Source organism: Mycobacterium sp. IDUB_5, from assembly GCF_055419565.1.
Map to the genome: position 1 here is coordinate 256368 of NZ_JBVAXX010000005.1, position 26053 is coordinate 282420.

Below are 26053 nucleotides of genomic sequence, written 5' to 3' on the forward strand. Positions count from 1 at the left end.
GGTCAGCTGCGCGGTTCAGCTGCGCGGTCAGCTGAGATGCCAGACCAGCGCCGCGGCGAGCGCCCCCAGCCCGTTGAGTGACCAGTGCAGGGCGATCGGTGCGATCAGGCTGCCGCTGCGCCTGCGCAGCCAGGTGAAGACGAAGCCGGCTGCGGCCGTGGCGATGACGGCACCGATGACGCCGACGATCACCCCGAAGGGGCCGCCGCCCAAGATGCGGGTGAACCCGACGTTGCTGGCCGTCAGGCCCATCGAGGTGGCGATGTGCCAGAGGCCGAACAGCAGTGAGCCTGCGGCGGCGACGCCGCGGAATCCCCAGGCTCGGTCCAACGCGCCGTGCAGGACACCACGGAACGCGAGCTCTTCGGGGATCACGGTCTGCAGCGGAATGATGATCATCGAGGCCAGCAGCGCGCCCGACAGTGTCGCGTAGTGGTTGTTCAAGAACATCGGCCGGGTCCACGGCAGCAGTGTCCCGAGCGCGATCACGGTGCCGACCACCGCGATGGCGCCCAGCGCGTAGCCGGCGCCCGAGCGCCAGTGCTCCCGCCCCAGCCCGAGTTCATGCCAGCCCAGGCCGCGTGAGCGCACGAGCACGACGAGACCGATCGCGGCGGCCGGGACCACGACGACATTGGCCCACGGCGTGGTGAAGTGCGCGATCAGGTTCGTCAGCGCGAGCACCACGACGACGACACCGACGTCGACGTAGGCGCGGGCGTGATGCAACGCCGCCAGCTGCTCCACCAGCGGGTGCGGCTCAGCGGACACGCCGGTCCCAGTCGTGACAGTCATAACCGGCTCAGACTACCGAATCCGGCGATCCGCGCAGGTCAGCTACTCGTTGTCGCCACCGGTGTCGGAGTCGGCACCGGCGACCCCGAAACCTGACTCGCGGGCCGCGGGCCACACCCAGTCCTTGACCTCGCCGATGTCGTCACCGTGAGCGCGGGTGTACTCGCGGGCGGCGATGCGCTTGTCGGCCATCTGCTGGCGCAGCGTGGCGCATCGCGACCCCAGCGAGGGCACTCGGTCGATCACGTCCATCACCAGGTGGTAGCGGTCCAGGTCGTTGAGCATCACCATGTCGAACGGGGTCGTGGTGGTGCCCTCCTCCTTGTAGCCGCGTACGTGCAGGTTGGCGTGACCGGTCCGTCGGTAGGTCAGGCGGTGGATCAGCCACGGGTAGCCGTGGTAGGCGAAGATGATCGGGCGGTCCGCGGTGAAGATCATGTCGAAGTCCCGATCCGACAGTCCGTGCGGATGCTCTTTGTCGTCCTGCAGCCGCATCAGGTCGACGACGTTGACGAACCGGACCTTGAGGTCCGGCAGGTGCTGCCGCAGGATGTCGGCGGCGGCGAGCGCCTCCAGCGTCGGGATGTCGCCCGCGGCCGCCAGCACCACGTCAGGATCGGTGCCCAGTTCCTCGTTGCCTGCCCACTCCCAGATCCCCAGCCCGCGGGTGCAGTGCGCGATCGCCTGCTCCATCGTCAGGAAGGTGGGGGAGGGCTGCTTGCCCGCGACGACGACGTTGACGTACTGGCGCGAGCGCAGGCAGTGGTCGTAAGTGGACAGCAGGGTGTTGGCGTCCGGCGGCAGGTAGACGCGCACCACGTGTGCGCTCTTGTTGACGACGTGATCGATGAAGCCGGGATCCTGGTGGGAGAACCCGTTGTGGTCCTGGCGCCAGACATGGCTGGACAGAAGGTAGTTCAGGCTTGCGATGGGTCGGCGCCACGGGATCTTGTCGGTGACCTTCAGCCACTTGGCGTGCTGGTTCAGCATCGAGTCGACGATGTGGATGAACGCCTCGTAGCAGTTGAACAGGCCGTGCCGGCCGGTCAGCAGGTAGCCCTCGAGCCAGCCCTGGCACTGGTGTTCGGACAGCATCTCGACCACCCGCCCGGCGCGCGCCAGGTGCTCGTCGACCTCGGGGCCGATCAGCTCGGCGTTCCACTGCTTGTCGGTTGCGTCGTAGACGGCCTGCAGGCGGTTCGATGCGGTTTCGTCGGGACCGAAGATGCGGAAGTTCTCCGGATTGCGCCGGATCACCTCGGTGAGCCACTGTCCCAGCACGCGGGTGGCCTCGGCGACGGTGGCGCCGGGCGCGGGCACGTCCACCCCGAAGGAGCGGAAGTCGGGCAGCCGCAGGTCCTTGAGCAGCAGGCCGCCGTTGGCGTGCGGGTTGTCACTCATCCGCAGCGCACCCGTCGGCGCCAGCGCCGCGATGTCGTCGTGCAACCTGCCGTCGTCGTCGAACAGTTCGTCGGGCCGGTAGGAGGCCAGCCAGTCCCCGAGGACCGCGAGGTGTTCGGCGGTGTCGCGGGCGTTGGACAGCGGCACCTGGTGTGCGCGCCAGGACCCGGTGGTCTTCTTGCCGTCGATGGTGGCGGGACCGGTCCAGCCTTTCGGCGTGCGGAACACGATCATCGGCCAGGCCGGGCGCGCGACGTCGCCGTCGGCGGCACGGGCCTTGATCGCGGCGATCTCGTCGAGGACGTCGTCGAGCAGCGTGGCGAACCGCCGGTGCGCGTCCTTGTGATCCTCGGCTGAGGGGCCGTCGGGCACCTCGAAGAAGTACGGTGCGTGCCCGTATCCGATGAGCAGGCTGCGCAGCTCGTCCTCCGGGATTCGGGCGAGCACCGTCGGGTTGGCGATCTTGTAGCCGTTGAGGTGCAGGATCGGCAGCACCACACCGTCGTGCGCCGGGTTGGCCAGCTTGTTGGAATGCCAACTGGTCGCCAGCGGTCCGGTCTCTGCCTCGCCGTCACCGACGACCGCGGCCACCAGCAGATCGGGGTTGTCGAAGGCCGCGCCGTAGGCGTGGGAGAGCACATACCCCAGCTCGCCGCCCTCGTGGATGGAACCGGGTGTCTCGGGTGCGACGTGTGACGGGATGCCGCCAGGGAAGGAGAACTGTCGGAACAGCCGGCGCATGCCCTCGGCGTCGGCGGTGATGTCGGAGTAGATCTCGCTGTAGGTGCCGTCGAGATAGGCGTTGGCCACGAGGCCGGGCCCGCCGTGGCCGGGCCCGGTCAGGTACATCGTGGACTGCTGTCGCTCGGTGATCACCCGGTTGAGGTGGGCGTAGAGGAAGTTCAGACCGGGAGTCGTGCCCCAGTGCCCGAGCAGGCGCGGTTTGACGTTCTCGCGCGCCAGCGGGGTGCGCAGCAGCGGATTGTCCAGCAGGTAGATCTGGCCGACCGAGAGGTAGTTCGCGGCGCGCCACCAACGGTCCAGCCTGTCGATCGTCTCGTCGCTGATCGGTTGGCGGTCCACGGTCGTCCAGGCTGTCGTCATGATCCCCTTCCCATGTCCCCATCCAACACCCCTCATCCCCATCCAACTAGGCATCGGCGGACCGTCAACCCGTACCCGATGAGCAACGGGTTAATCTTTGCGCCGAGGGCACCTTGAGAAGGGCAGGCAGTATCGATGGGCGAGGCAGCACTGCTGACGTCCGTGCGCGTGCTCGACCTGTCCTCCGGTGCGGGCGACGGGGTGGGACGCATCCTGGCGGACCTCGGTGCCGACGTCCTCAAGGTGGAACCACCCGGGGGCAGTCCGGCACGGTCGGCGGCGCCGACGATCGCCGGTGCGGGAATCGGTTTCGCGATGGACAACGCCAACAAGCGCTGCGCGACGCTGGATCCCGCCGACGCCTCCGACCGTGACCGTCTGCTCGATCTCGCGGCGGGCGCCGACATCGTGATCGACAGCGGAATCGCCGGTGGCGCAGCGTTGTTCGGGGTGTCTGCCCGGGAGCTCGCGGACCGATTCGACCATCTGGTCGTGCTCTCGGTCACCGACTTCGGGTTGACCGGGCCGCGGGCATCCTGGCGGGGCAACGACGCGGTGTTCTACGCACTTTCCTCGGCGCTGTCGCGGACCGGGCCGACCGCCGGCACGCCGGTACTCCCGCCCGTCGGCGTCGGATCGGCGACGGGCATGGTGCAGGCGGCGTGGGCCGTGCTCGCTGCCTACTTCGATCGGACCCGCAGCGGCAGAGGGGATTTCATCGACTTTTCCCGGTTCGAGGCGGTTCTGCAGGCGCTCGATCCGCCGTACGGCTCCGAAGGCCAGGCCGCGGTCGGGCTGAAACCGCCGACCGCGTTGTGGCGTGGCCGTCCCCGCAATCAGCAGATCTATCCGATCTTCGGCTGCCGCGACGGCCATGTCCGCATCTGCCTACTGTCGCCACGGCAATGGCGCGGGATGTGGGCATGGTTGGGTGAGCCGCCGCGCTTCGCCGGCCCCGAATTCGAGACGATCGCCGCGCGATACGCGGCCTCGGCGGAACTGAACGAGGCGATCGCCGCGCGGTTCGCATCGCAGTCGATGGACGAGCTCATCGCGCAGGGCCGGGATCGCGGCGTGCCGATCGCTGCGGTCCGCACTCCCGCAGAGGCGTTGAGTGCAGAGCATTTTCACGTCACCGGAGCGTTGGCCGAGCTGCCGCTGACCCCGGATGCGACGCTCACGATCCCCGTCGGTCCCGTCACCGTCGACGGCGGCCGTCTCGGATTCCGTTCTCCCGCACCGTCTGCCGCAACCGATGACGCCACGTGGCTTCGTCCTGCCACATCGGACCCTTCGGCGACGCCCCCGCCGGTGTATCCCTTCGACGGTCTGCGCATCCTCGATCTCGGTGTGATCGTCGCGGGCGGCGAGCTCGGCCGGCTGTTCGCCGACCTCGGCGCCGAGGTGATCAAGATCGAGAGTGCGGCCTATCCAGACGGACTGCGACAGGCGCCGGCCGGAATGCCACTGAGCCGGTCCTGGGCGCTGACCCATCGCAACGAGTACAGCCTCGGGCTCGACCTGCGCGATGCTGAGGGGGCGGAACTCTTCGCCCGCCTGGTCGCCACCTCCGACGCGGTGTTCGCCAACTTCAAGCCCGGAACGCTTGCCGCCCTGGGCTTCCCGATCGAGCGGCTGCGCGAGATCAACCCCGACATCGTGCTCGCCGAGAGCAGCGCCTACGGCGACCACGGGCCGTGGAGCGCGCAAATGGGTTACGGGCCGCTGGTGCGCGCGTCCACCGGCATCACCCGGCTGTGGACGTCCCCGGACGCCCCGCCCGGCGAGTTCTTCGACGCGACGACGATCTTCCCCGACCACGTGGTCGGCCGGCTGACCGCGGTCGCGGCTCTGGCGGCACTGATCCGTCGAGACCGCGGCGGCGGCAGCGCACACGTGCACCTGTCGCAGGCCGAGGTGGCGATCAATCAGCTGGCCGACCGATACGTCGTCGAATCAGCCCGCGCGGCAGGGGTGCCCGTCGTCGACGACGGCACCGTGCATGCGGTCTGTCCGTGCGGGGGCGACGACGAGTGGTGCGTGATCTCGGTGCCCGGCGACGCCGAGCGGACGGCCCTGGCCACGCTGGTGGGCGAGGACCTGCCCCGGGAGCGATCGGCGCTGATCGCCGCGCTGGGCGCGTGGACCTCCGGTCGCGACAAACTCGAGGTCGCGGACATGCTGCAGTGCAACGGCATTCCTGCCGCGCCGATGAATCGCGCGGCCGACGTGCCCGCCGATCCGCAGGTCGTGCACCGCCAGGTGTTCACCGAGCTGGTGCATCCGCTGCTGGAGCGTCCGATTCCCGCCGAGACGGCGCCTACGGCCTACCGTCGCATTCCCCGTGCCCCACTGCGCCCGGCACCGATGCCGGGCGAGCACACCCGCGAGATCTGCACCGACGTGCTCGGTCTGACGGCCGAGCGTATCGACGCCTTGCTCGCCGCAGGTGTGCTGTTCGACTACCACCAGGAAGGTTGACCCATGACCCTCGATCCCCGAACCCCGGTCCTCGTCGGCTACGGCCAGGTCAACCAGCGCACCGAGAACCCTGACACCGAACCGGTCGACCTGATGGTCGCGGCCGCGCGCGAGGCCGCCGATCCGCGGGTGCTGGCCGCCGTCGACGCGGTACGGGTGGTCAACCTGCTCTCGTGGCGCTATCGCGACGCGGGACTGGCTGTGGCGCAACGAATCGGCGCGGAGAAGGCCGCCACGCGCTACACCGGGATCGGCGGCAACGTACCCCAGACACTGGTGAACCTCGCCTGCCTGGACATCCAGCAGAGCCGGGCAGATGTCGTGCTGATAGCAGGTGCCGAGACGTGGCGCACCAAGACCAAGATGCGCGCAGCGGGCACCAAGGCGGACTGGACCAAGCAGGACGAGACGGTGCCGCTGGCGCCCGGCTCGGACGAGGTCATGCCGATGGCCGGGCCCGGCGACCTGAAGATCCACCTCGATCGCCCGGCATACGTGTACCCGATGTTCGAGCAGGCGGTCCGCATCGCGGCGGGGGAGTCGTCCGACGCGCACCGGCAGCGTATCGGCGAGCTGTGGGCACAGTTCTCGGCTGTCGCGGCGCAGAATCGGCATGCGTGGAACCGGCAGGCCTACAGCGCCGAGGAGATCTACGAGCCGTCGCCGCAGAACCGGATGATCAGCTGGCCCTACACCAAGCTGATGAACTCGAACAACATGGTCGACCAGGGCGCCGTCCTGATCGTGGCATCCGCGGAGAAGGCGCAGTATCTCCAGATTCCGCGGGAGCGTTGGGTTTTCCCGTATGCGGGGGCGGACGCGCATGACACCTATGCCATCGGGGAACGTGCCGAGTTCCACACCTCGCCGGCGATCCGCATCGCGGGACGGCGCGCGCTGGACCTGGCTGGCGCCAGTGTGGACGACATGGATCTGATCGACGTGTACTCCTGCTTCCCGTCGGCCGTCCAGGTGGCCGCGGCTGAACTCGGCCTTCCGGTCGGCGATCCCGGCAGGCCGCTCACCGTCACTGGTGGCCTCACGTTCGCCGGCGGACCCTGGAACAACTACGTCACGCACTCCATCGCCACGATGGCCGAGCAACTGGTCGCGAACCCGGGAACGCGCGGCCTGATCACCGCCAACGGCGGCTACCTCACCAAGCACAGCTTCGGCGTCTACGGCACCGAGCCTCCGGAGCGCGAATTCCGTTGGGAGAACGTCCAAGACGAGGTGGATCGCGAACCCACCCGCACCGAGGTGGTGGATTGGACCGGGGTGGGCACCGTGGAGACGTGGACGACGCCGTTCGACCGCGACGGTGAACCCGAAAAGGCGTTCCTGGCGGTACGCACCCCCAGCGACGACCGGGTGCTGGCGGTCATCACCGACGCCGAAGCCGCCAGGACCACGGTCACCGACGACATCGCCGGGGCGGCCGTGCGCGTGCACGCCGACGGCACCGCGACGCTGGAGTGACTACAGCAGGCCAAGCGCGGCGACAGCGTCGCGTTCGGCCCGCAGTTCGGCGACCGAGGCGTCGATCCTGCTGCGCGAGAACGGATTGAGGTCGAGCCCGTCCACGATCTCCCAGCGTCCGTCGACCGAGCGGCACGGGAACGAGCACACCAGCCCCTCGTCGATGCCGTATGCGCCGGGCGACGGTAGCGCCACCGACGTCCAGTCCCTGTCGGGGGTCCCGTGGATCCAGTCGTCGACGTGGTCGATGGCGCCGTTGGCCGCCGATGCCGCCGAGCTCGCACCGCGTGCCTCGATGATCGCGGTGCCGCGCCGCGCCACCGTCGGGATGAAATCGTCGGTGAGCCAACGGGTGTCGGCGGCATAGTCGGCGCCGGCGCGGCCACCGACGATCGCGTGGAAGATGTCGGGATATTGGGTCGGGGAGTGGTTGCCCCAGATCGTCATTCGGCTGATCTCGGTGACGGGTACTCCCGCGTGTCGGGCCATCGCGGCGACGGCGCGGTTGTGGTCGAGTCGGGTCAGCGCGGTGAAGCGATCTTTCGGGATGTCGGGGGCATGCGCGGCCGCGACGAGCGCGTTGGTGTTGGCGGGATTGCCGACCACCAGCACGCGGACATCGGAAGCGGCGCCGGCGCCCAGGGCCTGGCCCGCGGTGGCGAAGATCGCTGCGTTAGCGCCCAGCAGATCGGCGCGCTCCATGCCCTTGGTGCGGGGTTTGGCGCCGATCAGCAGCGCGACGTTGACGCCGTCGAAGGCGCGCACCGGGTCGTCGTAAATCTCGGTGCCCGCGAGCAGGGGGAAGGCGCCGTCGTCGAGTTCCATGACCACACCCTCGGCGGCGCGCACGGCGTCGGGCAGCTCGAGCAGACGCAGCACGACGGGGGTGTCGTGGCCGAGCATCGCCCCGGCCGCGATGCGGAACAGCGCGGCGTAGCCGATCTGGCCTGCGGCTCCGGTGACGGTCACGGTGACTGGAGCTGGTGTTGGGCCCGACATGGGGCTCACCTTAGTCAGGGCGCGGTGGCGGGCACGTCGGTGTAGGCGGTGGTGAATCCGTCGGCGGAGAATGTGAAGCCTTTGCCCGAGAGCTCCGACAGGCAGGACACCCCGAAGGCTTCCTGCACGTTGCAGCGGAACCCGGCGACGGCCAGGATGCGGTTGAACGGCAACTCCGGCGCGTCGGCAACGGCGGGTGCGGGCAGCGCGGCGAACTGCGGGTCGCCGCTGCGGTCCACGAGGATCGCGGTGGGTGCGGTGGTGTCGCCGTCGGATCCGGGCACTTCGTCGGGAGCCCCGGTGATGCCGATCGCGCTGGCGGCGCTGCCCGCTTTTCCGCACGAGGCCTGCATTCGCGGGGTGATCTGGCACTGCCAGCGTCCGCTCGGAGTCGTGAAGGCGTAGACGGTCGCGCCGTCGAGCGGGGCGGCGTAGGCGAAGGCGTTGGCGAGGTGGGCGTTGCTCGGCCGGGTGGTCTCGGGAGCCGGAGGTGGTGCGGCGGCCGGCGCGGCGACGGTGTCGTCGGTGGTGATGACGGTCGGCCCGGTGCAGGCGGCGACCGACAGCGCGAGCGCTGCCGCAACGCAGAGTCGGGTGATCACAGTCATGTCGGTGCCCCAGCATGCCACCCCGGTTCTCCCGCGGGGGTCAGCCCAGCACCGCGTCGCGCGCGGCCCGATCCAGCGACACCCGCACCAGCGCCGCCGCCAACGGTGCACACGCGCCGACGGCCAGACGCGCCAAGTCGGCGGGATCGTCGGGCAGGCCGAGCTCCTTCGCCGCGCCGAGAGCGCGCGGATCGAAGTAGGGCCGGACCCAGGTCCACACGTCCTGGATCTCCCGCAGGAAGATGTCGGCGCCGGTGTCGCCGATGCCGGTGAACTCTTCGAGCAGCTCCTTGGCGGTGCGGACATCGCCGGCGGCGCGTTCGGCCAGACCGCGCAGATCGCCGTGGTAGTCCTCCTTGACCGCAGTCGCGATCTGAGTGAGACGGGTGGCCGAGCTCTCGTCGTAGCGGGCGTATCCGGCGCGACCGAAGGCGTCGATGACGGTCCGGCGCTCGCCGGCCAACACCGCATCGGGGGTGCGCAGCTCCTCACCGAAGAGCTCGCGGGCGGCACGCATCGCGATGTTCGCGTCGATCGGCTTGCTGGCCAGCATGCACAGCACCAGCAACTCGAAGAGCGGCATGGGCTTGTCGGCCAACGTGATTCCGGCCTGCTCGGCATAGGTGTCACCGGCCTCGGTCAGGAGGCGGCGCACGGTGTCGTCTGTGCTCATGTCAGTCGGCTACCCGCGCCGCGGCGCGCGAACCTTCTCTTTGGGGGGCAGGCTGGTCGCGTAGTCGATGCCCCGGCGAACCCAGCCGCGCAGCGCGGCGTCGCCCGTCACCCCGTCGGCACTCACTCGCACCCAGCCGCGGGTGGGGCGGCCGGCCATGACCATCGGCTCGACGTGGTCGTCGGCGAGCAGCTCGTCGGTCTCGTCCGGCGGTACCCGCACCATCAGGCCGCCCTTGCCGCTCACACAGACCGCCATGTTGCCGTTGAGCAGGAACGCCAATCCGCCGAACATCGGCTTCTCGTCGAGGCCGCGCTCGGCGCTGATCAGTTCCCGGACCCGCTCGGCGAGATCAGTGTCGTAGGCCACGGGTCCATTCTCCCGGCGAGCGCGCGCAGCTCAAGGGCCGGCCGGGGTCCACCCCAGAGCAGGGCCCAGCCTCTCGGCCATGTCGGTGATGATCTGCGCATAATCGGCGGCCTCGAAGCTGAACGGCAGCGCGAACGCCACCTCGTCGGCGCGCTGGAAGCCGGCGTGGTCGAACAGCTGGTCGGCCAGTTCGTCGGAGGTTCCGACGTAGTCGGGGGAGAACAGCATGCCGCGCACTCCCTGCGGTGCCGTGGTTCGTTCGAAGCGGCCGGCCGCGTACTCGCGGTAGCGGCGGATCTGATCCTCGGTGGCCGAGTCCGTGGGGATGACGACGAGGCCCTGGGACACTCGCGCCTGCTCGGGCCGGGGGTGCGCGGACCGGAACGCGTCGATCTGCTCGGCCTGGATGGTCGCGAAGTCCCGCGACGTCGAGCCCTCGATGCTGACCACCGAGCTCGTCAGATAGTTGATCCCCTGCGCCCCGGCCCACGTCGCCGAGGCCAGACCGCCGCCGTACCACACCCGGTCGGCCAGGCCGGGCGAGTGAGGCTGGATGTGGTCGGTGAACTGTTCGATGCCCACCGTCCCGGCGAAGTCACTGACCGGCTCGCCGCGCAGGCAGCGTAGCAGGCGTAGCACGCGATCTTTCGAAAAGTCCTGCAGGTCAAACGATTCCGGATAGAGGGCAGCCTTGTAGTGGTCGTACATCATGGGGGTGCCGACCGACACCCCGGGATTGATGCGGCCGCCGGAGAGTATGTCGACGGTGGCGAGATCCTCGGCGAGCCGGAACGGGTTCTCCAAGCCGAGCGGGATGACCGCTGTGCCGAGTTCGATGCGGCTGGTGCGCTGCGAGGCGGCCGCCATGATCGCCACGGGCGAGGAGATGCCGGGCTGCAGATGCCTGTCGCGAAGCCAGACGCTGTCGAAGCCGAGCGCCTCGGCTCGGTCGATCACCGTGAGGGTCTCCTCGATGCCCGGCCCCGGGTCGTCGACGTCGAACCGTCCGATGGTGAGGAAACCCAGCTTGCGCAGCGGGTGACCACGTACGGGCATGAGGACTCCTTCCGCCGAACAGACACAAACTCGCACGGGATCGCGTGATTCCGTGCGAGTTCGCGTCTGCTCGCGCCTATCGGTTGTCAGGCCGCCGCCGTGACCGCCTCGGCCGCAGGCTCCAGAGCCAGCGCGACGATGTCGGCCACATCCGTCATCGGCCGGACCTTCAGCGCCTCGAGCACCTCGGCAGGCACGTCGTCCAGATCGGGCTCGTTGCGCTGCGGGATGAACACCGTCGAGAGCCCCGCCCGTTGCGCGGCCAGCAGCTTCTGCTTGACCCCGCCGATGGGCAGCACCCGCCCGTTCAGCGTCACCTCACCGGTCATGCCGACATCGGAGCGCACGTTGCGTCCGGTCGCCATCGACACCAGCGCCGTCACCATCGTCACACCGGCTGACGGCCCGTCCTTGGGCACCGCACCCGCAGGCACGTGCACGTGGATGCGGCGGTCCAGCGCCTTCGGGTCGACGCCCAACTCGGCGGCGTGCGCGCGGACGTAGGACAGCGCGATCTGCGCCGATTCCTTCATCACGTCGCCCAGCTGACCGGTCAGCGCCAATCCCGCTTCGCCGTCGGTCGAGCCGGCCTCGATGTAGAGGACGTCGCCGCCGAGGCCGGTGACAGCCAGTCCGGTCGCGACACCCGGCACCGCGGTGCGCTCCGCCGATTCCGGCGTGAAGCGTGGACGCCCCAGGTAGGCAACGAGATCCGGTTCGTCGATCGTGATCGGCGACGGGTCGGCAGCCAGCTTGGTGGTTGCCTTGCGCATCGCCTTGGCCAGCAATCGCTCGAACTGGCGGACTCCCGGCTCCCGGGTGTAGTCCGCGGCGATCTTGCGCAGCGCCTCGTCGGTCACCGTCACTTCCTCGGCGGTCAACGCGGCGCGCTCGGCCTGACGCGGCAACAGGTAGTTCCGTGCGATGGCCACCTTGTCGTCGGCGGTGTACCCGTCGATCTGCACCAGTTCCATGCGGTCCAGCAGCGCCTGCGGGATGTTCTCGATGACGTTGGCCGTCGCCAGGAACACCACATCGGAGAGGTCCAGATCCAGGTCCAGGTAGTGGTCGCGGAACGTGTGGTTCTGCGCCGGGTCCAGCACCTCCAGCAGGGCTGCCGACGGGTCGCCGCGGTAGTCCGAGCCGACCTTGTCGATTTCGTCCAGCAGCACAACGGGATTCATCGATCCCGCTTCGCCGATGGCACGCACGATGCGGCCCGGCAGCGCGCCGACGTAGGTGCGCCGGTGCCCGCGGATCTCGGCCTCGTCGCGTACGCCGCCCAGCGCGACGCGCACGAACTCACGGCCCAGTGCCCGCGCGACGGACTCACCCAGCGACGTCTTGCCGACGCCGGGAGGCCCGGCCAGCACCATCACCGCACCGGAGCCGCGGCCACCGACGAGGGCCATGCCGCGCTGTGAGCGACGGGCCCGCACGGCCAGGTACTCCACGATCCGGTCCTTGACGTCGTCCAGCCCGTGGTGGTCGGCGTCCAGGATCGCTCGGGCCGCAACAAGATCCGCCGAATCCTCGGTCGTGACGTTCCACGGCAGGTCCAGCACGGTGTCGAGCCACGTGCGGATCCAGCCGCCCTCGGGGCTCTGGTCGCTGGAGCGTTCCAGCTTCCCGACCTCGCGCAGCGCGGCCTCACGGACCGTCTCCGGCAGGTCGGCCGCCTCAACACGAGCCCGATAATCGTCGGACCCTTCGGGTTCACCCTCGCCGAGTTCCTTGCGGATCGCGGCGAGCTGCTGACGCAGCAGGAATTCCTTCTGCTGCTTGTCCATTCCAGCGCGCACGTCTTCGGCGATCTTGTCGTTGACCTCGGTCTCGGCCAGGTGATCGCTCGTCCAGCCGATCAGCAGCCGCAGCCGGGCGGCCACGTCTTCGGTCTCGAGCAGTTCGCGCTTCTCCACATCCGACAGGTAGGACGCGTAGCCCGCTGTGTCGGCCAGCGCCGACGGGTCGGTGATCTTGTTGACCACGTCGACGATCTGCCACGCCTCACGGCGCTGCAGCATCGCCAGCAGCAGCGTCTTGTAGTCGGCGGCCAGCGCGCGCGTCTCGTCGGTGATCTCCGGGTCGGCGACCTCGTCGACGGTGACCCACAGCGCCGTGCCGGGGCCGGTGGCGCCGGTGCCGATGTGAGCGCGCTTCTCACCGCGCACCACCGCCGCTGCGCCGCCACCGGGAACCCGGCCCACCTGCACGATCGACGCGAGCACCCCGTAGGTGGGGTAGCGGTCGTCCAGCCGGGGCGCAATCAGCAGCTTGCCGGTCTTGCTAGCCTGGGCCGCGTCGACGGCGGCCCGGGCGGCGTCATCGAGTTCGATCGGCACCACCATTCCCGGCAGCACGATCGGCTCGCTGACGAACAAGACCGGAACTTGCAGAATTTCAGCCATCAATCCTCCAAAGTTGAATCTGATGCGCTCAACCCTGGGTTACCGGACTTTGTTCCCGCGCCGGGTCCCGATCATCAACGCGACGCCCCACATCGCGCAGAGCTGAATCCGGAGCGGATCAGGCCTCCGGTCGGCGCTCCTGCCAGAGCCGGTAGACGCCGAGGGCGTCGGGGTGGGGCCGGTGCTCCATCGGCAGGCGACGGTCCTGCCAGGACTTCTCGAACTCGTCGTAGAACGTGGCCAGTTCGAAATACTTGCGGTTGTCCTGGTAGTAGGGCGCGTACTCGTCGCGCTGGGTGAGGAAGACGACGGCGTCGGGGGAGCAGTAGTACAGCGAGCCGAGACACATCGGGCACGGGTGGGCAAGCACGTAAATGGTGGCGCCGGTGAGGTGCTCCGACCCGACGGCTGTGCAGGCGGCGCGGATCGCCAGAATCTCGGCGTGGGCGGTCGGATCGTTGGTCTGCGCCACCAGGTTCGGACTTTCGGCCAGCACCTGCCCGTCACGGGCGATGACGGTGGCGAAGGGCCGACCTCCCTCGAGCACGTTCTGGCGGGCGAGATCGACGGTGCGCTGCGCGAAATCCACGAGTTGACTGATAACCGGTTCGAGCGCGGAATAGTCCTGGGCCGACGCGGGTCGTAGCTCCCATGAGCAGAGCAGTCCAATTCGACCACTACGGCGGCATCGATGTCCTCGAGGTCCGTGACGTTCCGCGACCTGTGCCCGGCCCCGGGCGGGTGCTGATCGAGGTGCGCGCCGCGGGCATCAACCCCGGTGAGGCCCTGATCCGAGAAGGTTTTCTGCACGATCGGTGGCCCGCCACGTTCCCCTCCGGTCAGGGCAGCGACGTGGCCGGTGTCGTCGTCGAGGTGGCGCCGGATGTGACCGGTGTGTCCGCGGGCGACGAAGTCCTCGGCTTCTCACACGAGCGGTCCAGTCAGGCAGACTACGTCGTAGTTCCGGCGGACCAGGTCACCCAAAAACCTGCGGGACTGTCGTGGGAGCAGGCGGGATCGCTGAACGTCGCGGGGACGACGGCGTGCGCGGCGGTGCGGTCGCTCGGGCTCACCGCAGGGGACACCGTTGCGGTGTCGGCGGCTGCGGGGGGTGTGGGCACCCTGGCCGTTCAGCTCGCCGTGCGCACCGGTGCGACCGTCCTGGGCATCGCGAGCCCGGCCAACGACGACTGGCTCCGCAACCACGGCGTCATCCCGGTCAACTACGGTGACGGCCTCGCGCAGCGGTTGCGGGCCGCCGCGCCGGACGGCCGGGTCGACGCGTTCCTCGATCTCTTCGGCGGCGGGTACGTCGAGCTGGCCGTCACCGAACTCGGGGTGGCACCCACGCGCGTGGACACGATCATCGACTTCGCGGCGGTCGAACGGTTCGGCGTCCAGTCCGTCGGCAGCGCCGAGTCGGGCATCGAAGACCTGGCCGAGCTGGCCGGCCTCATCGCCCGCGGCGAAGTGGACCTGCCCATCGCTGCGGTCTACCCCCTCGACGAGGTGCGCGCCGCCTACACAGAACTGGCCGCCCGCCACAGCCGCGGCAAGGTGGTGTTACGCCCGTGACCACTGACCCGATCACCGGCCAGGTCGTCGCCATCACGGGCGCAAGCAGCGGCATCGGCGAGGCGACGGCGCGCCTGCTGTCCGCCCGGGGTGCGCAGGTGGTTCTGGCTGCCCGCCGCACGGACCGGCTGGAGGCGCTGGTGCGCGAGTTGCCGCACGCCGCGGTCGCCGTTCCTGCCGACGTCACTGTGGCCGACGACGTGCAACGCGTCGTCGACACCGCGGTCGACCGGTTCGGAAGGCTCGACGTCCTGGTGAACAACGCCGGCATCGCGACGATCGGAGAGTTGGCCGCCGGGGATGTCGCCGGCTGGGACGCGATGATCGACGTCAACGTTCGCGCCGTTCTGTACGGCATCGCCGCCGCGTTGCCGGTGTTCCGCCGACAGGGGCACGGGCACATCGTCACCACGGTGTCGACTGCGGGCATCAAGATCACTCCCACGATGGGCGTCTACGCGGCCACCAAGAACGCGGTGCGCACCGTGATGGAGGCGCTGCGTCAGGAGTCGACGGACGGCGTGGTGAGGACCACGTCGATCTCACCTGGCTTCGTGAACACCGAGCTGGACGGCTCGGTCACCGATTCCGCCCTCGCCGCCCAGATCAGAGCTCAGATGGACGAATTCGGCCTGCCCGCCGATGCGGTCGCCCGCGCCATCGCCTTCGCGATCGAGCAGCCGCACGACGTGGAGATCGGTGACCTCACGATCCGGCCGACCCGGCAGAACTGACCTCGCTCAGGCGACGTCCTTGGCGCCGGTGACACAGGAGCCGCAACCGGCCGAGTCGAAATCGATGTCGATGTCGACCGAACCGCAGGTGGGGCAGATGAACGGGATCACGGCTGTCTCCAGAGGGCTTATCGGCATCGGCGCGACCGTCGCATCCGACCAGCCCCGAGATACCCCCCGGCGGTGTCGCCTCAAACGCAACAGACCCGGCTGCTCAGCGGTGGTCACATGCTGGTCATCTTTGACCGGCACACAGCAGAGAGCCTGCCGCTCGGGGGAAACGGCAGGCTCTCTGAGTGTGAGGGTTTACGCGGAGGCTTGAGCTCCGAGCACCCGCTGGATATCCGGCTTCATCTGCAGGAGCTGCTGCCCCCAGTAGCCCCAGCTGTGCGTGCCCTGCGCGGGGAAGTTGAACACCCCGTTGGTGCCGCCGGCCGCGATGTACTTGTCGCGGAAGCTGATGTTGGTCCGCAAGGTGAAGCCCTCGAGGAACTGCGCCGCCATCAGGTTCTGCCCGGCCGTACCCGAGTCGAGATCCGACGGGGTACCGGTGCCGCAGTACACCCAGACCCGAGTGTTGTTGGCCACCAGCTGATTGATGTTGACCATCGGATCGTTGCGCTTCCACGCGGGGTCCGACGATGGTCCCCACATGCTCTCGGCATTGAAGCCGCCCGCGTCGTTCATCGCCAGGCCAATCAGCATCGGCCACCAGCCTTCGGACGGGTTCAGGAACCCGGAAAGGCTTGCCGCATAGATGAACTGCTGCGGATGGTAGATGGCAAGGGTCATCGACGCGCTACCCGCCATCGACAGGCCGACGACCGCGTTACCGGTCCGCGACACGCCGCGGTTGGCTTCCAGCCAGGCGGGCAGCTCCTGGGTCAGGAACGTCTCCCACTTGTAGGTGTAGTCCTGGCCGTTGCCCCGCGAGGGCTGATACCAGTCGCTGTAGAAGCTGGACTGGCCGCCGACCGGCATGATCGTCGACAGACCCGACTGGTAGTACCACTCGAACGCCGGGGTGTTGATGTCCCAGCCGTTGTAATCGTCCTGCGCGCGAAGGCCGTCCAGCAGGTAGACGGCGTGCGGGCCGCCGCCCTGGAACTGCACGCGGATGTTGCGGTTCATGGACGCGGAGAACACGTCCAGGTATTCGACCGGCAGCCCCGGACGGGAGAACGCGTTGGCAGTCGCCGATCCCCCGACGAAGCCGATCAGCCCGGGCAGCGTGGTGACAGCCAGGGCGACGGCCGCCATCCGGCGAACCCACCGACCTCGAAACTTCTCTCTCAACTTCATAACGGCAACCAACCCACCTTTCATTACAAGTCCACATGTCGCGCAAACGTGCCGTCGTGTGCATCCGCCATGGAACACGGTCGGCGTCCCCGATCGACTGCCCGACACAGCCATTCGCGGTCGCGGTTGGCTAACGATTGCGACTCGGCGCAGTGATCAACGGCGCCGCTCTGGCACACTCGAGGCCGGAACATGACGACAGACATGACGCCAGCTGATGCCGACCCGTTCGACCTCGAGCGCTTCACCGACGCCCAGGACGGGGTCTACGAGACGGTCCTCGCCGAGTTGCGCGCGGGTCGCAAGCGCACCCATTGGATCTGGTTCGTCTTCCCCCAGATGCGCGGCCTGGGGCACAGTGCCACCGCCTACCGGTTCGGGGTGTCGTCACTCCAGGAAGCCACCGCCTACCTCGAGCATCCGGTGCTCGGACCGCGCCTGCAGGAGTGCACCCTTCTGCTGCTGACCCACCGCGGCCGGACCGCGCGCGACATCCTCGGCTATCCCGACGATCTGAAGGTGCGTTCGTCGATGACGCTGTTCGCCCGTGCGGGTGGGGGATCGGTGTTCACCGACGTGGTGGAGGCGTTCTACGGCGGCGAGGAGGATGCGGCGACGCTGGAGTTGCTGCGCTGAGATCAGCCCGGGGTCAAATCAGCACGGCGCGAGGACGAGCCACCCGTGGGGCGGGACCGCCGTGTCGGTGATCGTCTCCGCCGGCGGTGCGCCGGACCCGGCCACCACCTGGGCAGCACCGAATCCGAACTCGCGCAAGGACACCGGCAGAGGTTCGTCGGCGACGTTGAGGGCGACGAGCAGCACGTCGTCGATGTCACCGCCGCCTCGGGAGACGTAGACGTAGCCGGTGTTGGTCACCTGCAGCGGTGCGGTGCGTGCGGTGTGCAGCCACGGGTGACGGCGGCGCACTCCGATCAGATGCTGGTGGGCGGCCAGCACCTGATGCCCGTGCGCGCCGACTCCCTCGAGCGGGGAACCGAATTCGGGCCGCACCGCATCGTCGCCGCCGAAGCGCTCCTCTTTGATCCCGCGGTAAGCGACCTCGTCGCCGGCGTAGATGCTCGGGGTGCCGCCGGTGGTCATCAGGATCACCAGCGCGTGGTCGACGTGGTCGGCATTGTCCAGCTGGCTCGCGATGCGGGTGACGTCGTGGTTGCCGATGAACGTCAACGGCACGAACGCGTCGAGGAATTCGTTGTGGCGCTTGAGCGCCCAGTCGAGCTCGTGCAGGTTCGCGTCGTTGAGGCTGCTCCAGATCGCTTTCCACAGCTCGTACTGGGTCACCGAGTCGAAGCCGGAGTCGCTCACCCGTGCCACGTAGTCGCCGTGGATGACCTCACCGACGAACCACGCCTGCGGGTGCCGCTCTCGCACCCGCGGCAGGACCTGCGCCCAGAAGCGGTCGGGCACCGCGTAGGCCGCATCGAGGCGCCATCCGTCGGCGCCGCGCTCGAGCCAGTGGCACATCACGTCGACGACGTAGTCGACGACTTCGGGACTGCGGTGGTTGAGCGCGATCAGGCCGCCGTGGCCTTCGAAGGTGGCGAACTCGCCGTCCCGCACCCGGAACCAGGACGTGTCGCCGCCGGCGAGCGCGTCACGGTAGCGGGGGAAGTCGGTGCCGACGTGGTTGAACACGCCGTCGAGCAGGATGCGCAGTCCGCGGTCATGAGCTTCGGTCACCAGGTGGTCGAAGTCGCCGTCGTCGCCGAGGCGCCCGTCGATGCGGTGGTGGTCGGTGGTGTCGTAGCCATGGGTCTGCGACGCGAAGATGGGACCGAGCGCAATGCCGGACGTGCCGAGGTCGCGGGCGTAGTCGAACCAGTCCACGATCCGCCGGAGTCGATGCTCATCGGGCCCCGGCGGCGGATCGGCCGGGTGGGCGCCGACGAAGCCAAGGGGATAGAGGTGCCACCAGATGGCGTGGGTGACCCAGTCCGGCTCACTCATCGGCGAAACGCCCTCTCGTACAACGCTTTCATGGTGTCGGCCAGCTCGAGGGCGGGGCCGTCGACCGGCACGTCCGGCGCGACGGCGCTCACCGGCAGTGCGGCGACCGGCGGTGCTGGCGCGTCCCACGCGTGCAGCCAGCCGCTCAGTTGTGCCGACGAGGCCGCGTAGACGATGCGGCCGAGGCCCACCCATGCGTGGGCGGCGGCACACATCGGGCAGTGCTCGCCGCTGGTATAGACGGTCGCGGCAGCGCGGTCCGCCGGGCTGAGATTCTCGACGGCCCACAGCGCGATCGCCAGCTCGGGATGCCGGGTGGCGTCCCCGCCGGCGACGTGGTTGTGATCGGCGAAGAGCACGTCACCGTCGGCGTCGACCAGGACCGAGCCGAAAGGTTCGTCACCCGCCTCGAGCGCCTGCCGAGCGAGGTCCACGCAGCGGCGCAGGTGATCGACGTCCGCCGCGCTCAGAGACACAGGCGAAGTCTACGCATCCATGCGACAGGCACACGAGGCGCGGATCGGGACGTCGGCGCGGGCGGCCGCGAGCTCGAGCTGGCGGGCGATGATCGCCGCCTCCGCGTCGCGGCCCAGCCGGGTCAGACACTCGTGATAGCCGTGCAGGCTCCACACATTGCCCGGGTGCTGGCACGGCCGGGCCAGCGTCGGGTCCAGACCGAGATCGGCCGCATAGACGGCGGCCGCCTCCTCGATACGGCCCTGTTCGAGCAGCAGGGCACCGTAGGCGTGGCGGGTGGGCTGCATCCAGCCCCACGGTTCGTCGTAGGGAAGGGCGTCGTCCAGCGCGATCGCCTTGCGCAGGTGTACGAAGGCATCGTCGAATTCACCAGCCCGGTAGGCGATCTCGCCGTCGAGCATGGCCGCCGCGACCGCCAGGATGTCCCGGCTGGTGTTGTTGAAGAGGTAGCGGCTCTCCGGGATTCGCGCATAGGCCCGGGTGAACGCCTCCCGCTCGGCGTGGGCTTCGGTGAGCCGTCCGGTGGCGGCGTAGGCGACGCCGCGTCCGTAGTGGATGGTCGCGGTGGTCGTGCAGTACAGGTCGGGGTGTTCGGGCAGCGGCATGGCGACCAGGTCGTCCCACCGGCCGAAGCGGACGAGCACGTGCACGCGCAGCGGCACGAACGCCTCCAGCCAATCCGCCATCGGCGGTGACGGGATGCTCAGCAGCTCCAGGGTCAGCTGGTCCGACAGTTCGTCGGCGGCCCACAGGGCAGTGGTCAGGTTGGCCTCGAACATCGCCGAGTAGACCACGAAGTGTAAATTGTGGGCGCGGTAGAGCGAGTAGAAGTTGAGCGGACCCGAGCGTTCGACGAAGCGTCGATCTGCCTGCACCGCAGCGATATTGGCGATGACGGAGTCGTGGTAGTTGCCGCACAGCACGTCAATGTGGCTGGGCATGTGCTGCAGGTGGCCCGCGTCGGGCACCAGTCCTCTCAGCAGGTCGGCGGCGGGCAGTGCCTTCTGCGGTGAGCTCGACATCTCCATCGCGTGGACGTACAGATGCAGGATTCCGGGGTGTGCGCGTCCGGCAGGCGTGGCGAGGGCCGCGTCGAGGATCCGCATGGCCTCGATGACGCGTGATCCCGGCGCCGGCTCCCCGGTGCGGGTGTCCCACAGGGCCCACGCAGTGATGTTGACCAGCGCGTCGGCGGTCAGCGCTGCGATGTCAACGTCGTCGGGATGGGCCTGCGCCAGCGCGGTCATCGCGTCGGCGTAGGCGGCATGGCCAGCCTGCAGCGCCTCGGCATCGCCGGGATCGTCGGTGGGGAACCGTGCCGTCAGCGCGTCGATCAGCCCCCGCTCGACCGCGCTGGCGCGCCCGTCGGCGGCGTGGGCGAGTTCGGAACGCGCCCGCGCCACCGATGCGGTCAGGTCGACGGGGTCGAACGCCTCCCATGCCTTGTTGTAGTTGGGCCCGATCGCATAGGCGATGCCCCACCGCGCCAGCGCGAATTCAGGGTCGAGTGCGAGCGCCCGCTCGAAGCATGCGATCGCCTCGTCGTGGTTGAACGCGTACGCCCACACCATGCCCCGGTCGAACCAGACCTGCGCGTTCGGCGACGGCGTGTCAGTCGGCCGATGGTAGGAGCCGAGGTCGTAGTACGGCTCGATCGGCGGTGCGCTCATACCCGGCACGATAATTCAGCGACGGCTACGGTGACGCCATGATCCGTTGCGTACGTCTGTGGACCGGCACCGACGATGCATCACACGTGCAGATCGGCCGCCTGGACATGCAGCCGGGCCGCAACGACGATCTGGTGTCGGCGAGCGTCCCTACGACGTCGGTGACGGTGGAGGAGACGGCGACGGGCGGTACGCTGGCTTGGCACACCGCGCCGGTCCGCCAGCTGGTCGTCACGCTGGCGGGCACACTGCTGTTCACCACCCGCGACGGCGAGCAGTTCCGGCTCTCACCCGGCGACGTGCTGCTGGCCGAGGACACCACCGGGTCCGGTCACCAGTGGCGCCTCGAGGGCGATGACCCGTGGCGGCGCATGTACATCGTGTTGGACGAGCACGCGTCGGTGCCGTTCGTGGCCGAGGGGGCGGCCGACCCGGATCAGTGACCGGCGACGACGTCGGACTCGTCGACCTCGACGGGCTCCTTCGCGCCCGGCAGGAATGAATACAGCAGGCAGACCACGCCGAAGAGCAGATAGCCCAGTGCCACCTGAGGATTCGCCGCCCACGCGACCTGAGGCGCGTGGATGAGGCCGATGAACGACAGCACCGCGCCCACGGCCGACGCGATCGCGGCGAAGAGGAACTTCTTCTCCAGGATGAACGTGACCATCGTGCCCAGGATCAAGCCGACGAGCACCGCACCCTCGCCGAGCGTCAGCAGTCCGTCGTAGACCACACCGGCATTGCCCAGCGCCTCCAGTCCGACCTTGCTGGCCGATGTGCCGGCGGCGTTGAGCGCGTTGTCGATCAGGCCGCTGGCCCACTGAGCCAGGTTCGGCAGGATCGCGGCCACGACTGCGATCGCGTGCAACCGGGGGACCGCCTGGAACGCCTGCGCACCGATCAGCAGACCGATGTAGAGCAAGATCGGCACGATCGCCGGAACCGGCAGCAGAGCGTCGAGAACACCGAAAAGGCCGAGGAAACAGAGGATTCCGATGACGACGCCGCTGGCCAGTGAGTAGCCCGACCGACCGCCGGCGTCCTTCCACCCGGGGTGTCCGATGTACACGGCGGGCGGGAACGGCGAGCCGAACGCCGACCCGACGACTGCCCCCGCTCCGTCGGCGAGCAACACGCTGCGCAGGTTGTAGTTGTCACCGGCGGCAGCCGCGCTCTCGACGTTGCTCATCGCTTCGGTGAAGTTGTAGACGCCCAACGGAATCGCGGTCCCCAGCAGCGGTGCGAGATTCGACAATCCCGACACCAGCATGTCGATGCGCAGATCCGGGACACCGATCGCGATATCGGACACGGCCTGGCTGACATCGGGTGCGGACATGTAGCCGCCGAGCCAGCCGATTGCGGTGCCCACCAACAATGCCGCCAACCCGACGGGGATGCCGAACGGCAGTCTCATGTCGGTGAAGAAGCCGATCAGGATGATCGCCAGGACGGGCAGACCGATCCACGCGGCTTCCCACATCTGCGCGGCGGGACGCATGGAGATGAACGTGATCGAGATGCCGGCCAGCGTGCCGAGCATGGCCGCCCGCGGAGTGAGCCTGCGAATGTAGGGGCCGACGAACGCACCGATCATCACGATCACGCCGATCATGAACGCCCACGCCAGTCCGGCCTCCCAGGCCCGCATCGCGTCGTCGGTGTTGAGGTAGACGGGCAGCATCACGACGAACACCACGATGAACATGTGCGGGACGCTGGGACCGTAGGGCAGTGCGGTGACGTCGGATCTGTTCTCCCTCTTGGCAAGTCGGCGCGCCAGGAAGGTGTAGTAGAGGTTACCGAGGATCAGCGCGACACCGAGAGCGGGCAGCACGGTGCCCAGGACGTCACCGGCGGGAATCTTGACCACGCCGATCATCAGGCCGGTCAGTGTCAGCACGTTGACCAGGATGTTGAAGCCAAGGCCGAAGAACGCGTTGAGATCGCCGCGCGACCACCACGGCAGCGGCGCGGACTTCTCCTCGGGGGTCCCCATCTGAGGGCCTGTCGTGACGTCAGTGCTCATCGGATCTCCTCAGGCGGCCGTGGTGGTGAGTTGTCGGAGTGCGGGGATGACGGCCGCGGTATCGGCGACCCAGCCGAAGATGCCACCCTGCGCGGTGATCATCTGCAGGCCGACACGGTGGAACTCGTCGAAATACGAACCGACGCAATCGGACACCACGAGGCACTCGTAGCCGCGGTCGTTGGCCTCGCGTGTGGTGGTGTGGACGCATACCTCGGTGGTGACGCCGGTGACGATCAGCTGGGTGATTCCCGCGTCGGTCAGTACGTCGGACAGGTCGGTTCCGTAGAAGGCGCCTTTACCCGGCTTGTCGATCACCACCTCGCCCTCGATCGGCGCGAGTTCGTCGACGATGTCGTGGCCGTACTCGCCTCGGATCAGGATGCGGCCGAAGGCCCCCGGGTCGCCGATCCGCTGGGACGGCGCGCCGCGACGGAGCTTGGCCGGCGGGCAATCCGACAGGTCCGGCTGGTGGCCTTCGCGGGTGTGGATCACCATCACGCCGGCCGAGCGCGCCGCGGCCAGCAGCGCCGCCAGCGGCGGGACGACGGTGGCGAGACGGCCGACATCGTTGCCGAGGCTCTCCCCGAAACCACCGGGCAGCAGGAAGTCCCGTTGCATGTCGATGAGCATCAGGGCGGTCTTGCCGGCGATGAGCGGGAACGGCGACGGTTCCGCTGCGATCGGGATCGGGTTCACAGCAGCTCCTCTGCGGGAATCGAGGTGGGGGAGACATGACGGACGGGTCGTGATTCGTCGAGGATCTGCGCAGCGAGGTGCAGCACGGTGTCGTCCGTGAGAGCAGCGCCGAGAAGCATCGCGCTGCAGGGCTTTCCGTTCTCGGTGACACCGACCGGGACCGCGACACCGCAGAGGTCGAGCAGGTTGCCGAAGTGGGTGTAGTGGCCGAGCACGGTGTTGGTGTCGATTGGGGCGGCTTGGACCTCTCCGACGGTGAAGGTGGTGCCGATGGTGGGTAGCACGAAGACGTCCATGCGTTGCCAGAGCCTGCCCACCTGGGCTTTGAGTTCCTGTAGGCGCTGCAGGGCGGCGAATGCGTCGACGGCCGTGTAGCGATGACCGCTGGCGAAGATCTCGCGCACCACGGGGTGGATGGACTCGGGATGCTCGGCGAGGAAGTCGCCGAACTCGACGAGGCGTTCGGCCACCCAGGGGCCTTGGTAGAGCAGGGAACCGGCGGCGAGGAAGGGCTCGAGGGGGATGTCGACGATCGAGTGCTTGCGGGCGAGCTGGTCACGGAACGCGAGGTGTGCCGCGCGCATCGCGGCGTCGCCGAAGAACTCCAGGTCGTCGGCGGGCGGCAGCCCGACGCGCAGGGGTGCGCTCGTCACGCGGGGACCGCGGTCGCGCGACCAGGGGTCGCCGTCGTCGCGGGCGATCATCACGTCGAGCACGCGGTCGGCGTCGTCGACGGATCCGGCCATGACGGTGAGGCAGTCGAGCGATTTGCACGCCGGTACCAGTCCGACGGTGCTGATCAGGCCGCGCGACGGCTTGACGCCGACGACGCCGTTGAGTGCGGCGGGGACGCGACCGGACCCGGCGGTGTCGGTCGCGACGGCGAACGGGACCTGCCCCAGGGCGACGGCCAGTGCCGATCCGGAACTGGAACCGCCGGAGATGATGTCGCGTCCGTACACGCTGCGGGGGATGGTGTACGGCGTGCGGGTGCCGTTGAGGCCCGTCGCGAACTGGTCGAGGTTCGTTTTGCCCACGTACAGCGCGCCGGCGTCGAGGAGGCGCTGGACCGCGGGTGCGGTCGCGTCGGCGACGTAGGCGAAGTCGGGGCACGACAGCGTGGTCGGTACGCCGGCGACGTCGATGCTGTCCTTCACGCCGAAGGGGACCCCGTAGAGCGGAAGCGTGCGGGCGCCTGGCCGGCGTTCGATGGCTTCGGCGGCGGCGATCAGTTCGTGGCGGGGGACGGTGGACAGCCAGGTGCCGTCATCTCCGCGGGCCTCGATCGCGTCGGCGACGCGGGCTGCGGTCTTGGCGGGCGATCCGGTTCCGCTGGCGTGGGAGGCCAGGATCTCGGCCACGGACGGACCGATCGACGGGCCACGGTGTTCCTCCATGTTTGTCGATTGTCGACAGAATCATGGCGAACGCGGGTCGGGAATGTGTCGTTTGTGTAAGCGCTGTGCCGCCGTGTTACGGCTCTGCGCTGACGTCCGTGTCGAGTCCCAGGTAGTCGAGGTGGCCGTGCTGCCGCAGCGCTGCCGCGACGACCCCCGCATCGTTGGTCTCGAGCGCCTTGAGGATCGCCCGGTGCCGCTCCACGCCGTCGGCGGGGTCCCCGTGGTGCGCCTCCGCACGGAGGTTCTTGGCCATCGGCAGCTGCAGTTTCACCAGGATGGGCGCCAGCGCGATGTCCAGCTGCCGGTTGTCGGCCAGGGTCACCACCGCGGCGTGGAACGCGCGGTGGGCGTCATCGCGATCGAGCGCATCCTCAGCGCTGACCATCTGATCCAATGCAGCACGGACCGGCTCGAGCTGACGGTCGGGATCCGCCAGGGGGAGCGCGGTGTCGATCGCGTGCCGTTCGAGGACGTATCGCAGCTCGAACAGCTGCAGGATGTCGCTGGGGGACCATTCGGTGACCCGCGATCCGCGCCGCGGGAGGTGCTCCACCAGTCCCTGCTGGGCCAGCAGACGCAGCGCCTCGCGCAGCGGGGCCCTGCTGATACCGAGGTCGGCGCACAGCTGTTCTTCGACGATTTTCTGGCCGGGCGCGAGCTGTCCGGACAGGATCGCATCGCGCAGCCGGTGGCCGGCCACTTCGACGAGAGTCGCGGGCAGCACCGGCCGCGACGGACCTTCGCTCGGCGCTGCCATGGCACACAATGGTAGGAACAATTGCCGATGCCCGCAGCGACAGCCCCTGCCCTGCAGTGAAAGTTG

Annotated in this window: 24 protein-coding genes; 6 read left to right on the forward strand and 18 right to left on the reverse strand. The window is 68.8% G+C overall.

What is annotated here, in order from left to right; genetic code table 11:
• Nucleotides 1–27: 27 nt before the first annotated feature.
• Complete coding sequence (locus ACZY1G_RS17955; RefSeq protein WP_463816066.1) at nt 28–795, reverse strand: lysostaphin resistance A-like protein; 768 nt, start codon at nt 793–795, stop codon at nt 28–30.
• A gap of 42 nt (nt 796–837) precedes the next feature.
• Nucleotides 838–3300 (reverse strand): phosphoketolase family protein, encoded by a 2463-nt coding sequence (locus ACZY1G_RS17960; protein ID WP_463823184.1) that lies wholly within the window; start codon nt 3298–3300, stop codon nt 838–840.
• A gap of 135 nt (nt 3301–3435) precedes the next feature.
• On the opposite strand from ACZY1G_RS17960, the gene ACZY1G_RS17965 reads away from it, so the two are divergent.
• Both ACZY1G_RS17965 and ACZY1G_RS17970 read left to right on the forward strand, forming a co-directional pair.
• Nucleotides 3436–5781, forward strand: a complete 2346-nt coding sequence (locus ACZY1G_RS17965) for a CaiB/BaiF CoA transferase family protein (protein ID WP_463823185.1) — start codon at nt 3436–3438, stop codon at nt 5779–5781.
• 3 nt (nt 5782–5784) lie between these two features.
• Entirely contained in the window at nt 5785–7260 is a 1476-nt protein-coding gene (locus ACZY1G_RS17970; RefSeq protein ID WP_463816069.1) for an acetyl-CoA acetyltransferase, read from the forward strand.
• Here ACZY1G_RS17970 and ACZY1G_RS17975 read toward each other — a convergent pair whose 3' ends face one another.
• The 7 genes from ACZY1G_RS17975 to ACZY1G_RS18005 all read right to left on the reverse strand — a co-directional run bounded on the left by ACZY1G_RS17975 (nt 7261) and on the right by ACZY1G_RS18005 (nt 13962).
• Nucleotides 7261–8259: a malate dehydrogenase gene (locus ACZY1G_RS17975; protein WP_463816070.1), complete on the reverse strand. Its 999-nt coding sequence runs from the start codon at nt 8257–8259 to the stop codon at nt 7261–7263.
• Nucleotides 8260–8273: 14 nt separating this feature from the next.
• Complete coding sequence (locus tag ACZY1G_RS17980) at nt 8274–8867, reverse strand: hypothetical protein (RefSeq protein ID WP_463823186.1); 594 nt, start codon at nt 8865–8867, stop codon at nt 8274–8276.
• Nucleotides 8868–8907: 40 nt separating this feature from the next.
• Complete coding sequence (locus tag ACZY1G_RS17985; protein ID WP_463823187.1) at nt 8908–9540, reverse strand: endonuclease; 633 nt, start codon at nt 9538–9540, stop codon at nt 8908–8910.
• A 9-nt stretch (nt 9541–9549) separates the two neighbouring features.
• Nucleotides 9550–9909: a TfoX/Sxy family protein gene (locus ACZY1G_RS17990; protein WP_463823188.1), complete on the reverse strand. Its 360-nt coding sequence runs from the start codon at nt 9907–9909 to the stop codon at nt 9550–9552.
• Nucleotides 9910–9939: 30 nt separating this feature from the next.
• Nucleotides 9940–10965 (reverse strand): LLM class flavin-dependent oxidoreductase, encoded by a 1026-nt coding sequence (locus ACZY1G_RS17995; protein WP_463823189.1) that lies wholly within the window; start codon nt 10963–10965, stop codon nt 9940–9942.
• Nucleotides 10966–11051: 86 nt separating this feature from the next.
• Nucleotides 11052–13373, reverse strand: a complete 2322-nt coding sequence (gene lon, locus ACZY1G_RS18000) for an endopeptidase La (protein ID WP_463823190.1) — start codon at nt 13371–13373, stop codon at nt 11052–11054.
• A gap of 118 nt (nt 13374–13491) precedes the next feature.
• The gene (locus ACZY1G_RS18005; protein WP_463823191.1) at nt 13492–13962 is read right to left on the reverse strand and encodes a nucleoside deaminase; all 471 of its coding nucleotides are present in this window, start codon (nt 13960–13962) and stop codon (nt 13492–13494) included.
• A gap of 62 nt (nt 13963–14024) precedes the next feature.
• Between ACZY1G_RS18005 and ACZY1G_RS18010 the strand changes: the two genes are divergently transcribed.
• Both ACZY1G_RS18010 and ACZY1G_RS18015 read left to right on the forward strand, forming a co-directional pair.
• Nucleotides 14025–14948, forward strand: a complete 924-nt coding sequence (locus ACZY1G_RS18010) for an NADP-dependent oxidoreductase (protein ID WP_463823192.1) — start codon at nt 14025–14027, stop codon at nt 14946–14948.
• Nucleotides 14945–15682, forward strand: coding sequence for an SDR family oxidoreductase (locus ACZY1G_RS18015; protein ID WP_463816078.1), 738 nt, complete (start codon nt 14945–14947; stop codon nt 15680–15682). The genes ACZY1G_RS18010 and ACZY1G_RS18015 overlap by 4 nt, the downstream gene beginning before the upstream one ends.
• Nucleotides 15683–15688: 6 nt before the next feature.
• Here ACZY1G_RS18015 and ACZY1G_RS18020 read toward each other — a convergent pair whose 3' ends face one another.
• Together ACZY1G_RS18020 and ACZY1G_RS18025 are read right to left on the reverse strand one after the other, a co-directional pair.
• On the reverse strand, nt 15689–15820 hold the full coding sequence (locus ACZY1G_RS18020; protein ID WP_463816079.1) for a hypothetical protein: 132 nt from the start codon (nt 15818–15820) through the stop codon (nt 15689–15691).
• Between the two features lie 168 nt (nt 15821–15988).
• Complete coding sequence (locus ACZY1G_RS18025; protein WP_463816080.1) at nt 15989–16984, reverse strand: esterase family protein; 996 nt, start codon at nt 16982–16984, stop codon at nt 15989–15991.
• Nucleotides 16985–17188: 204 nt separating this feature from the next.
• Here ACZY1G_RS18025 and ACZY1G_RS18030 point away from each other — a divergent pair, with 204 nt between their 5' ends.
• Entirely contained in the window at nt 17189–17620 is a 432-nt protein-coding gene (locus ACZY1G_RS18030) for a DUF1810 domain-containing protein (RefSeq protein WP_463823193.1), read from the forward strand.
• 18 nt (nt 17621–17638) lie between these two features.
• Here the strand turns inward: ACZY1G_RS18030 and ACZY1G_RS18035 are convergent, their stop codons facing one another.
• Genes ACZY1G_RS18035 through ACZY1G_RS18045 form a run of 3 tightly spaced genes read right to left on the reverse strand, consistent with a single transcriptional unit; the run spans nt 17639 to nt 21099 of the window.
• Nucleotides 17639–18952, reverse strand: coding sequence for an alpha-amylase family protein (locus ACZY1G_RS18035; RefSeq protein ID WP_463816082.1), 1314 nt, complete (start codon nt 18950–18952; stop codon nt 17639–17641).
• The gene (locus tag ACZY1G_RS18040) at nt 18949–19428 is read right to left on the reverse strand and encodes a nucleoside deaminase (protein WP_463816083.1); all 480 of its coding nucleotides are present in this window, start codon (nt 19426–19428) and stop codon (nt 18949–18951) included. Before ACZY1G_RS18040 ends, ACZY1G_RS18035 begins: the two co-directional genes overlap by 4 nt.
• A gap of 9 nt (nt 19429–19437) precedes the next feature.
• Nucleotides 19438–21099 carry a tetratricopeptide repeat protein gene (locus tag ACZY1G_RS18045; RefSeq protein WP_463823194.1) on the reverse strand — a complete coding sequence of 554 codons (1662 nt, stop codon included), beginning with the start codon at nt 21097–21099 and terminating at the stop codon, nt 19438–19440.
• Nucleotides 21100–21137: 38 nt separating this feature from the next.
• On the opposite strand from ACZY1G_RS18045, the gene ACZY1G_RS18050 reads away from it, so the two are divergent.
• Nucleotides 21138–21542 carry a cupin domain-containing protein gene (locus tag ACZY1G_RS18050; RefSeq protein ID WP_463816085.1) on the forward strand — a complete coding sequence of 135 codons (405 nt, stop codon included), beginning with the start codon at nt 21138–21140 and terminating at the stop codon, nt 21540–21542.
• Here ACZY1G_RS18050 and ACZY1G_RS18055 read toward each other — a convergent pair.
• The 4 genes from ACZY1G_RS18055 to ACZY1G_RS18070 all read right to left on the reverse strand — a co-directional run bounded on the left by ACZY1G_RS18055 (nt 21536) and on the right by ACZY1G_RS18070 (nt 25987).
• Nucleotides 21536–23131 carry a SulP family inorganic anion transporter gene (locus ACZY1G_RS18055; protein ID WP_463816086.1) on the reverse strand — a complete coding sequence of 532 codons (1596 nt, stop codon included), beginning with the start codon at nt 23129–23131 and terminating at the stop codon, nt 21536–21538. The genes ACZY1G_RS18050 and ACZY1G_RS18055 overlap by 7 nt on opposite strands.
• 9 nt (nt 23132–23140) lie before the next feature.
• Entirely contained in the window at nt 23141–23830 is a 690-nt protein-coding gene (locus tag ACZY1G_RS18060; protein WP_463816087.1) for a cysteine hydrolase family protein, read from the reverse strand.
• Nucleotides 23827–25227, reverse strand: coding sequence for an allophanate hydrolase (locus tag ACZY1G_RS18065; protein WP_463816088.1), 1401 nt, complete (start codon nt 25225–25227; stop codon nt 23827–23829). The genes ACZY1G_RS18060 and ACZY1G_RS18065 overlap by 4 nt, the downstream gene beginning before the upstream one ends.
• 76 nt (nt 25228–25303) lie before the next feature.
• Nucleotides 25304–25987, reverse strand: coding sequence for a GntR family transcriptional regulator (locus ACZY1G_RS18070; protein WP_463816089.1), 684 nt, complete (start codon nt 25985–25987; stop codon nt 25304–25306).
• Between the last annotated feature and the right edge of the window lie 66 nt (nt 25988–26053).

Excerpts from the sequence above, each read along its gene's own strand:
- ACZY1G_RS17960 (WP_463823184.1), bottom strand. The coding sequence starts at position 3,300 with ATGACGACAGCCTGGACGACCGTGGACCGCCAACCGATCAGCGACGAG.
- ACZY1G_RS17965 (WP_463823185.1), top strand. The coding sequence starts at position 3,436 with ATGGGCGAGGCAGCACTGCTGACGTCCGTGCGCGTGCTCGACCTGTCC.
- ACZY1G_RS17955 (WP_463816066.1), bottom strand. The coding sequence starts at position 795 with ATGACTGTCACGACTGGGACCGGCGTGTCCGCTGAGCCGCACCCGCTG.
- ACZY1G_RS18010 (WP_463823192.1), top strand. The coding sequence starts at position 14,025 with ATGAGCAGAGCAGTCCAATTCGACCACTACGGCGGCATCGATGTCCTC.
- ACZY1G_RS17970 (WP_463816069.1), top strand. The coding sequence starts at position 5,785 with ATGACCCTCGATCCCCGAACCCCGGTCCTCGTCGGCTACGGCCAGGTC.
- ACZY1G_RS18055 (WP_463816086.1), bottom strand. The coding sequence starts at position 23,131 with ATGAGCACTGACGTCACGACAGGCCCTCAGATGGGGACCCCCGAGGAG.
- ACZY1G_RS18025 (WP_463816080.1), bottom strand. The coding sequence starts at position 16,984 with ATGAAGTTGAGAGAGAAGTTTCGAGGTCGGTGGGTTCGCCGGATGGCG.
- ACZY1G_RS18065 (WP_463816088.1), bottom strand. The coding sequence starts at position 25,227 with ATGGAGGAACACCGTGGCCCGTCGATCGGTCCGTCCGTGGCCGAGATC.
- ACZY1G_RS18070 (WP_463816089.1), bottom strand. The coding sequence starts at position 25,987 with ATGGCAGCGCCGAGCGAAGGTCCGTCGCGGCCGGTGCTGCCCGCGACT.
- ACZY1G_RS17985 (WP_463823187.1), bottom strand. The coding sequence starts at position 9,540 with ATGAGCACAGACGACACCGTGCGCCGCCTCCTGACCGAGGCCGGTGAC.
- ACZY1G_RS18035 (WP_463816082.1), bottom strand. The coding sequence starts at position 18,952 with ATGAGTGAGCCGGACTGGGTCACCCACGCCATCTGGTGGCACCTCTAT.
- ACZY1G_RS18050 (WP_463816085.1), top strand. The coding sequence starts at position 21,138 with ATGATCCGTTGCGTACGTCTGTGGACCGGCACCGACGATGCATCACAC.
- ACZY1G_RS17995 (WP_463823189.1), bottom strand. The coding sequence starts at position 10,965 with ATGCCCGTACGTGGTCACCCGCTGCGCAAGCTGGGTTTCCTCACCATC.
- lon (WP_463823190.1), bottom strand. The coding sequence starts at position 13,373 with ATGGCTGAAATTCTGCAAGTTCCGGTCTTGTTCGTCAGCGAGCCGATC.
- ACZY1G_RS18045 (WP_463823194.1), bottom strand. The coding sequence starts at position 21,099 with ATGAGCGCACCGCCGATCGAGCCGTACTACGACCTCGGCTCCTACCAT.
- ACZY1G_RS17975 (WP_463816070.1), bottom strand. The coding sequence starts at position 8,259 with ATGTCGGGCCCAACACCAGCTCCAGTCACCGTGACCGTCACCGGAGCC.
- ACZY1G_RS18020 (WP_463816079.1), bottom strand. The coding sequence starts at position 15,820 with ATGCCGATAAGCCCTCTGGAGACAGCCGTGATCCCGTTCATCTGCCCC.
- ACZY1G_RS18030 (WP_463823193.1), top strand. The coding sequence starts at position 17,189 with ATGACGCCAGCTGATGCCGACCCGTTCGACCTCGAGCGCTTCACCGAC.
- ACZY1G_RS17980 (WP_463823186.1), bottom strand. The coding sequence starts at position 8,867 with ATGACTGTGATCACCCGACTCTGCGTTGCGGCAGCGCTCGCGCTGTCG.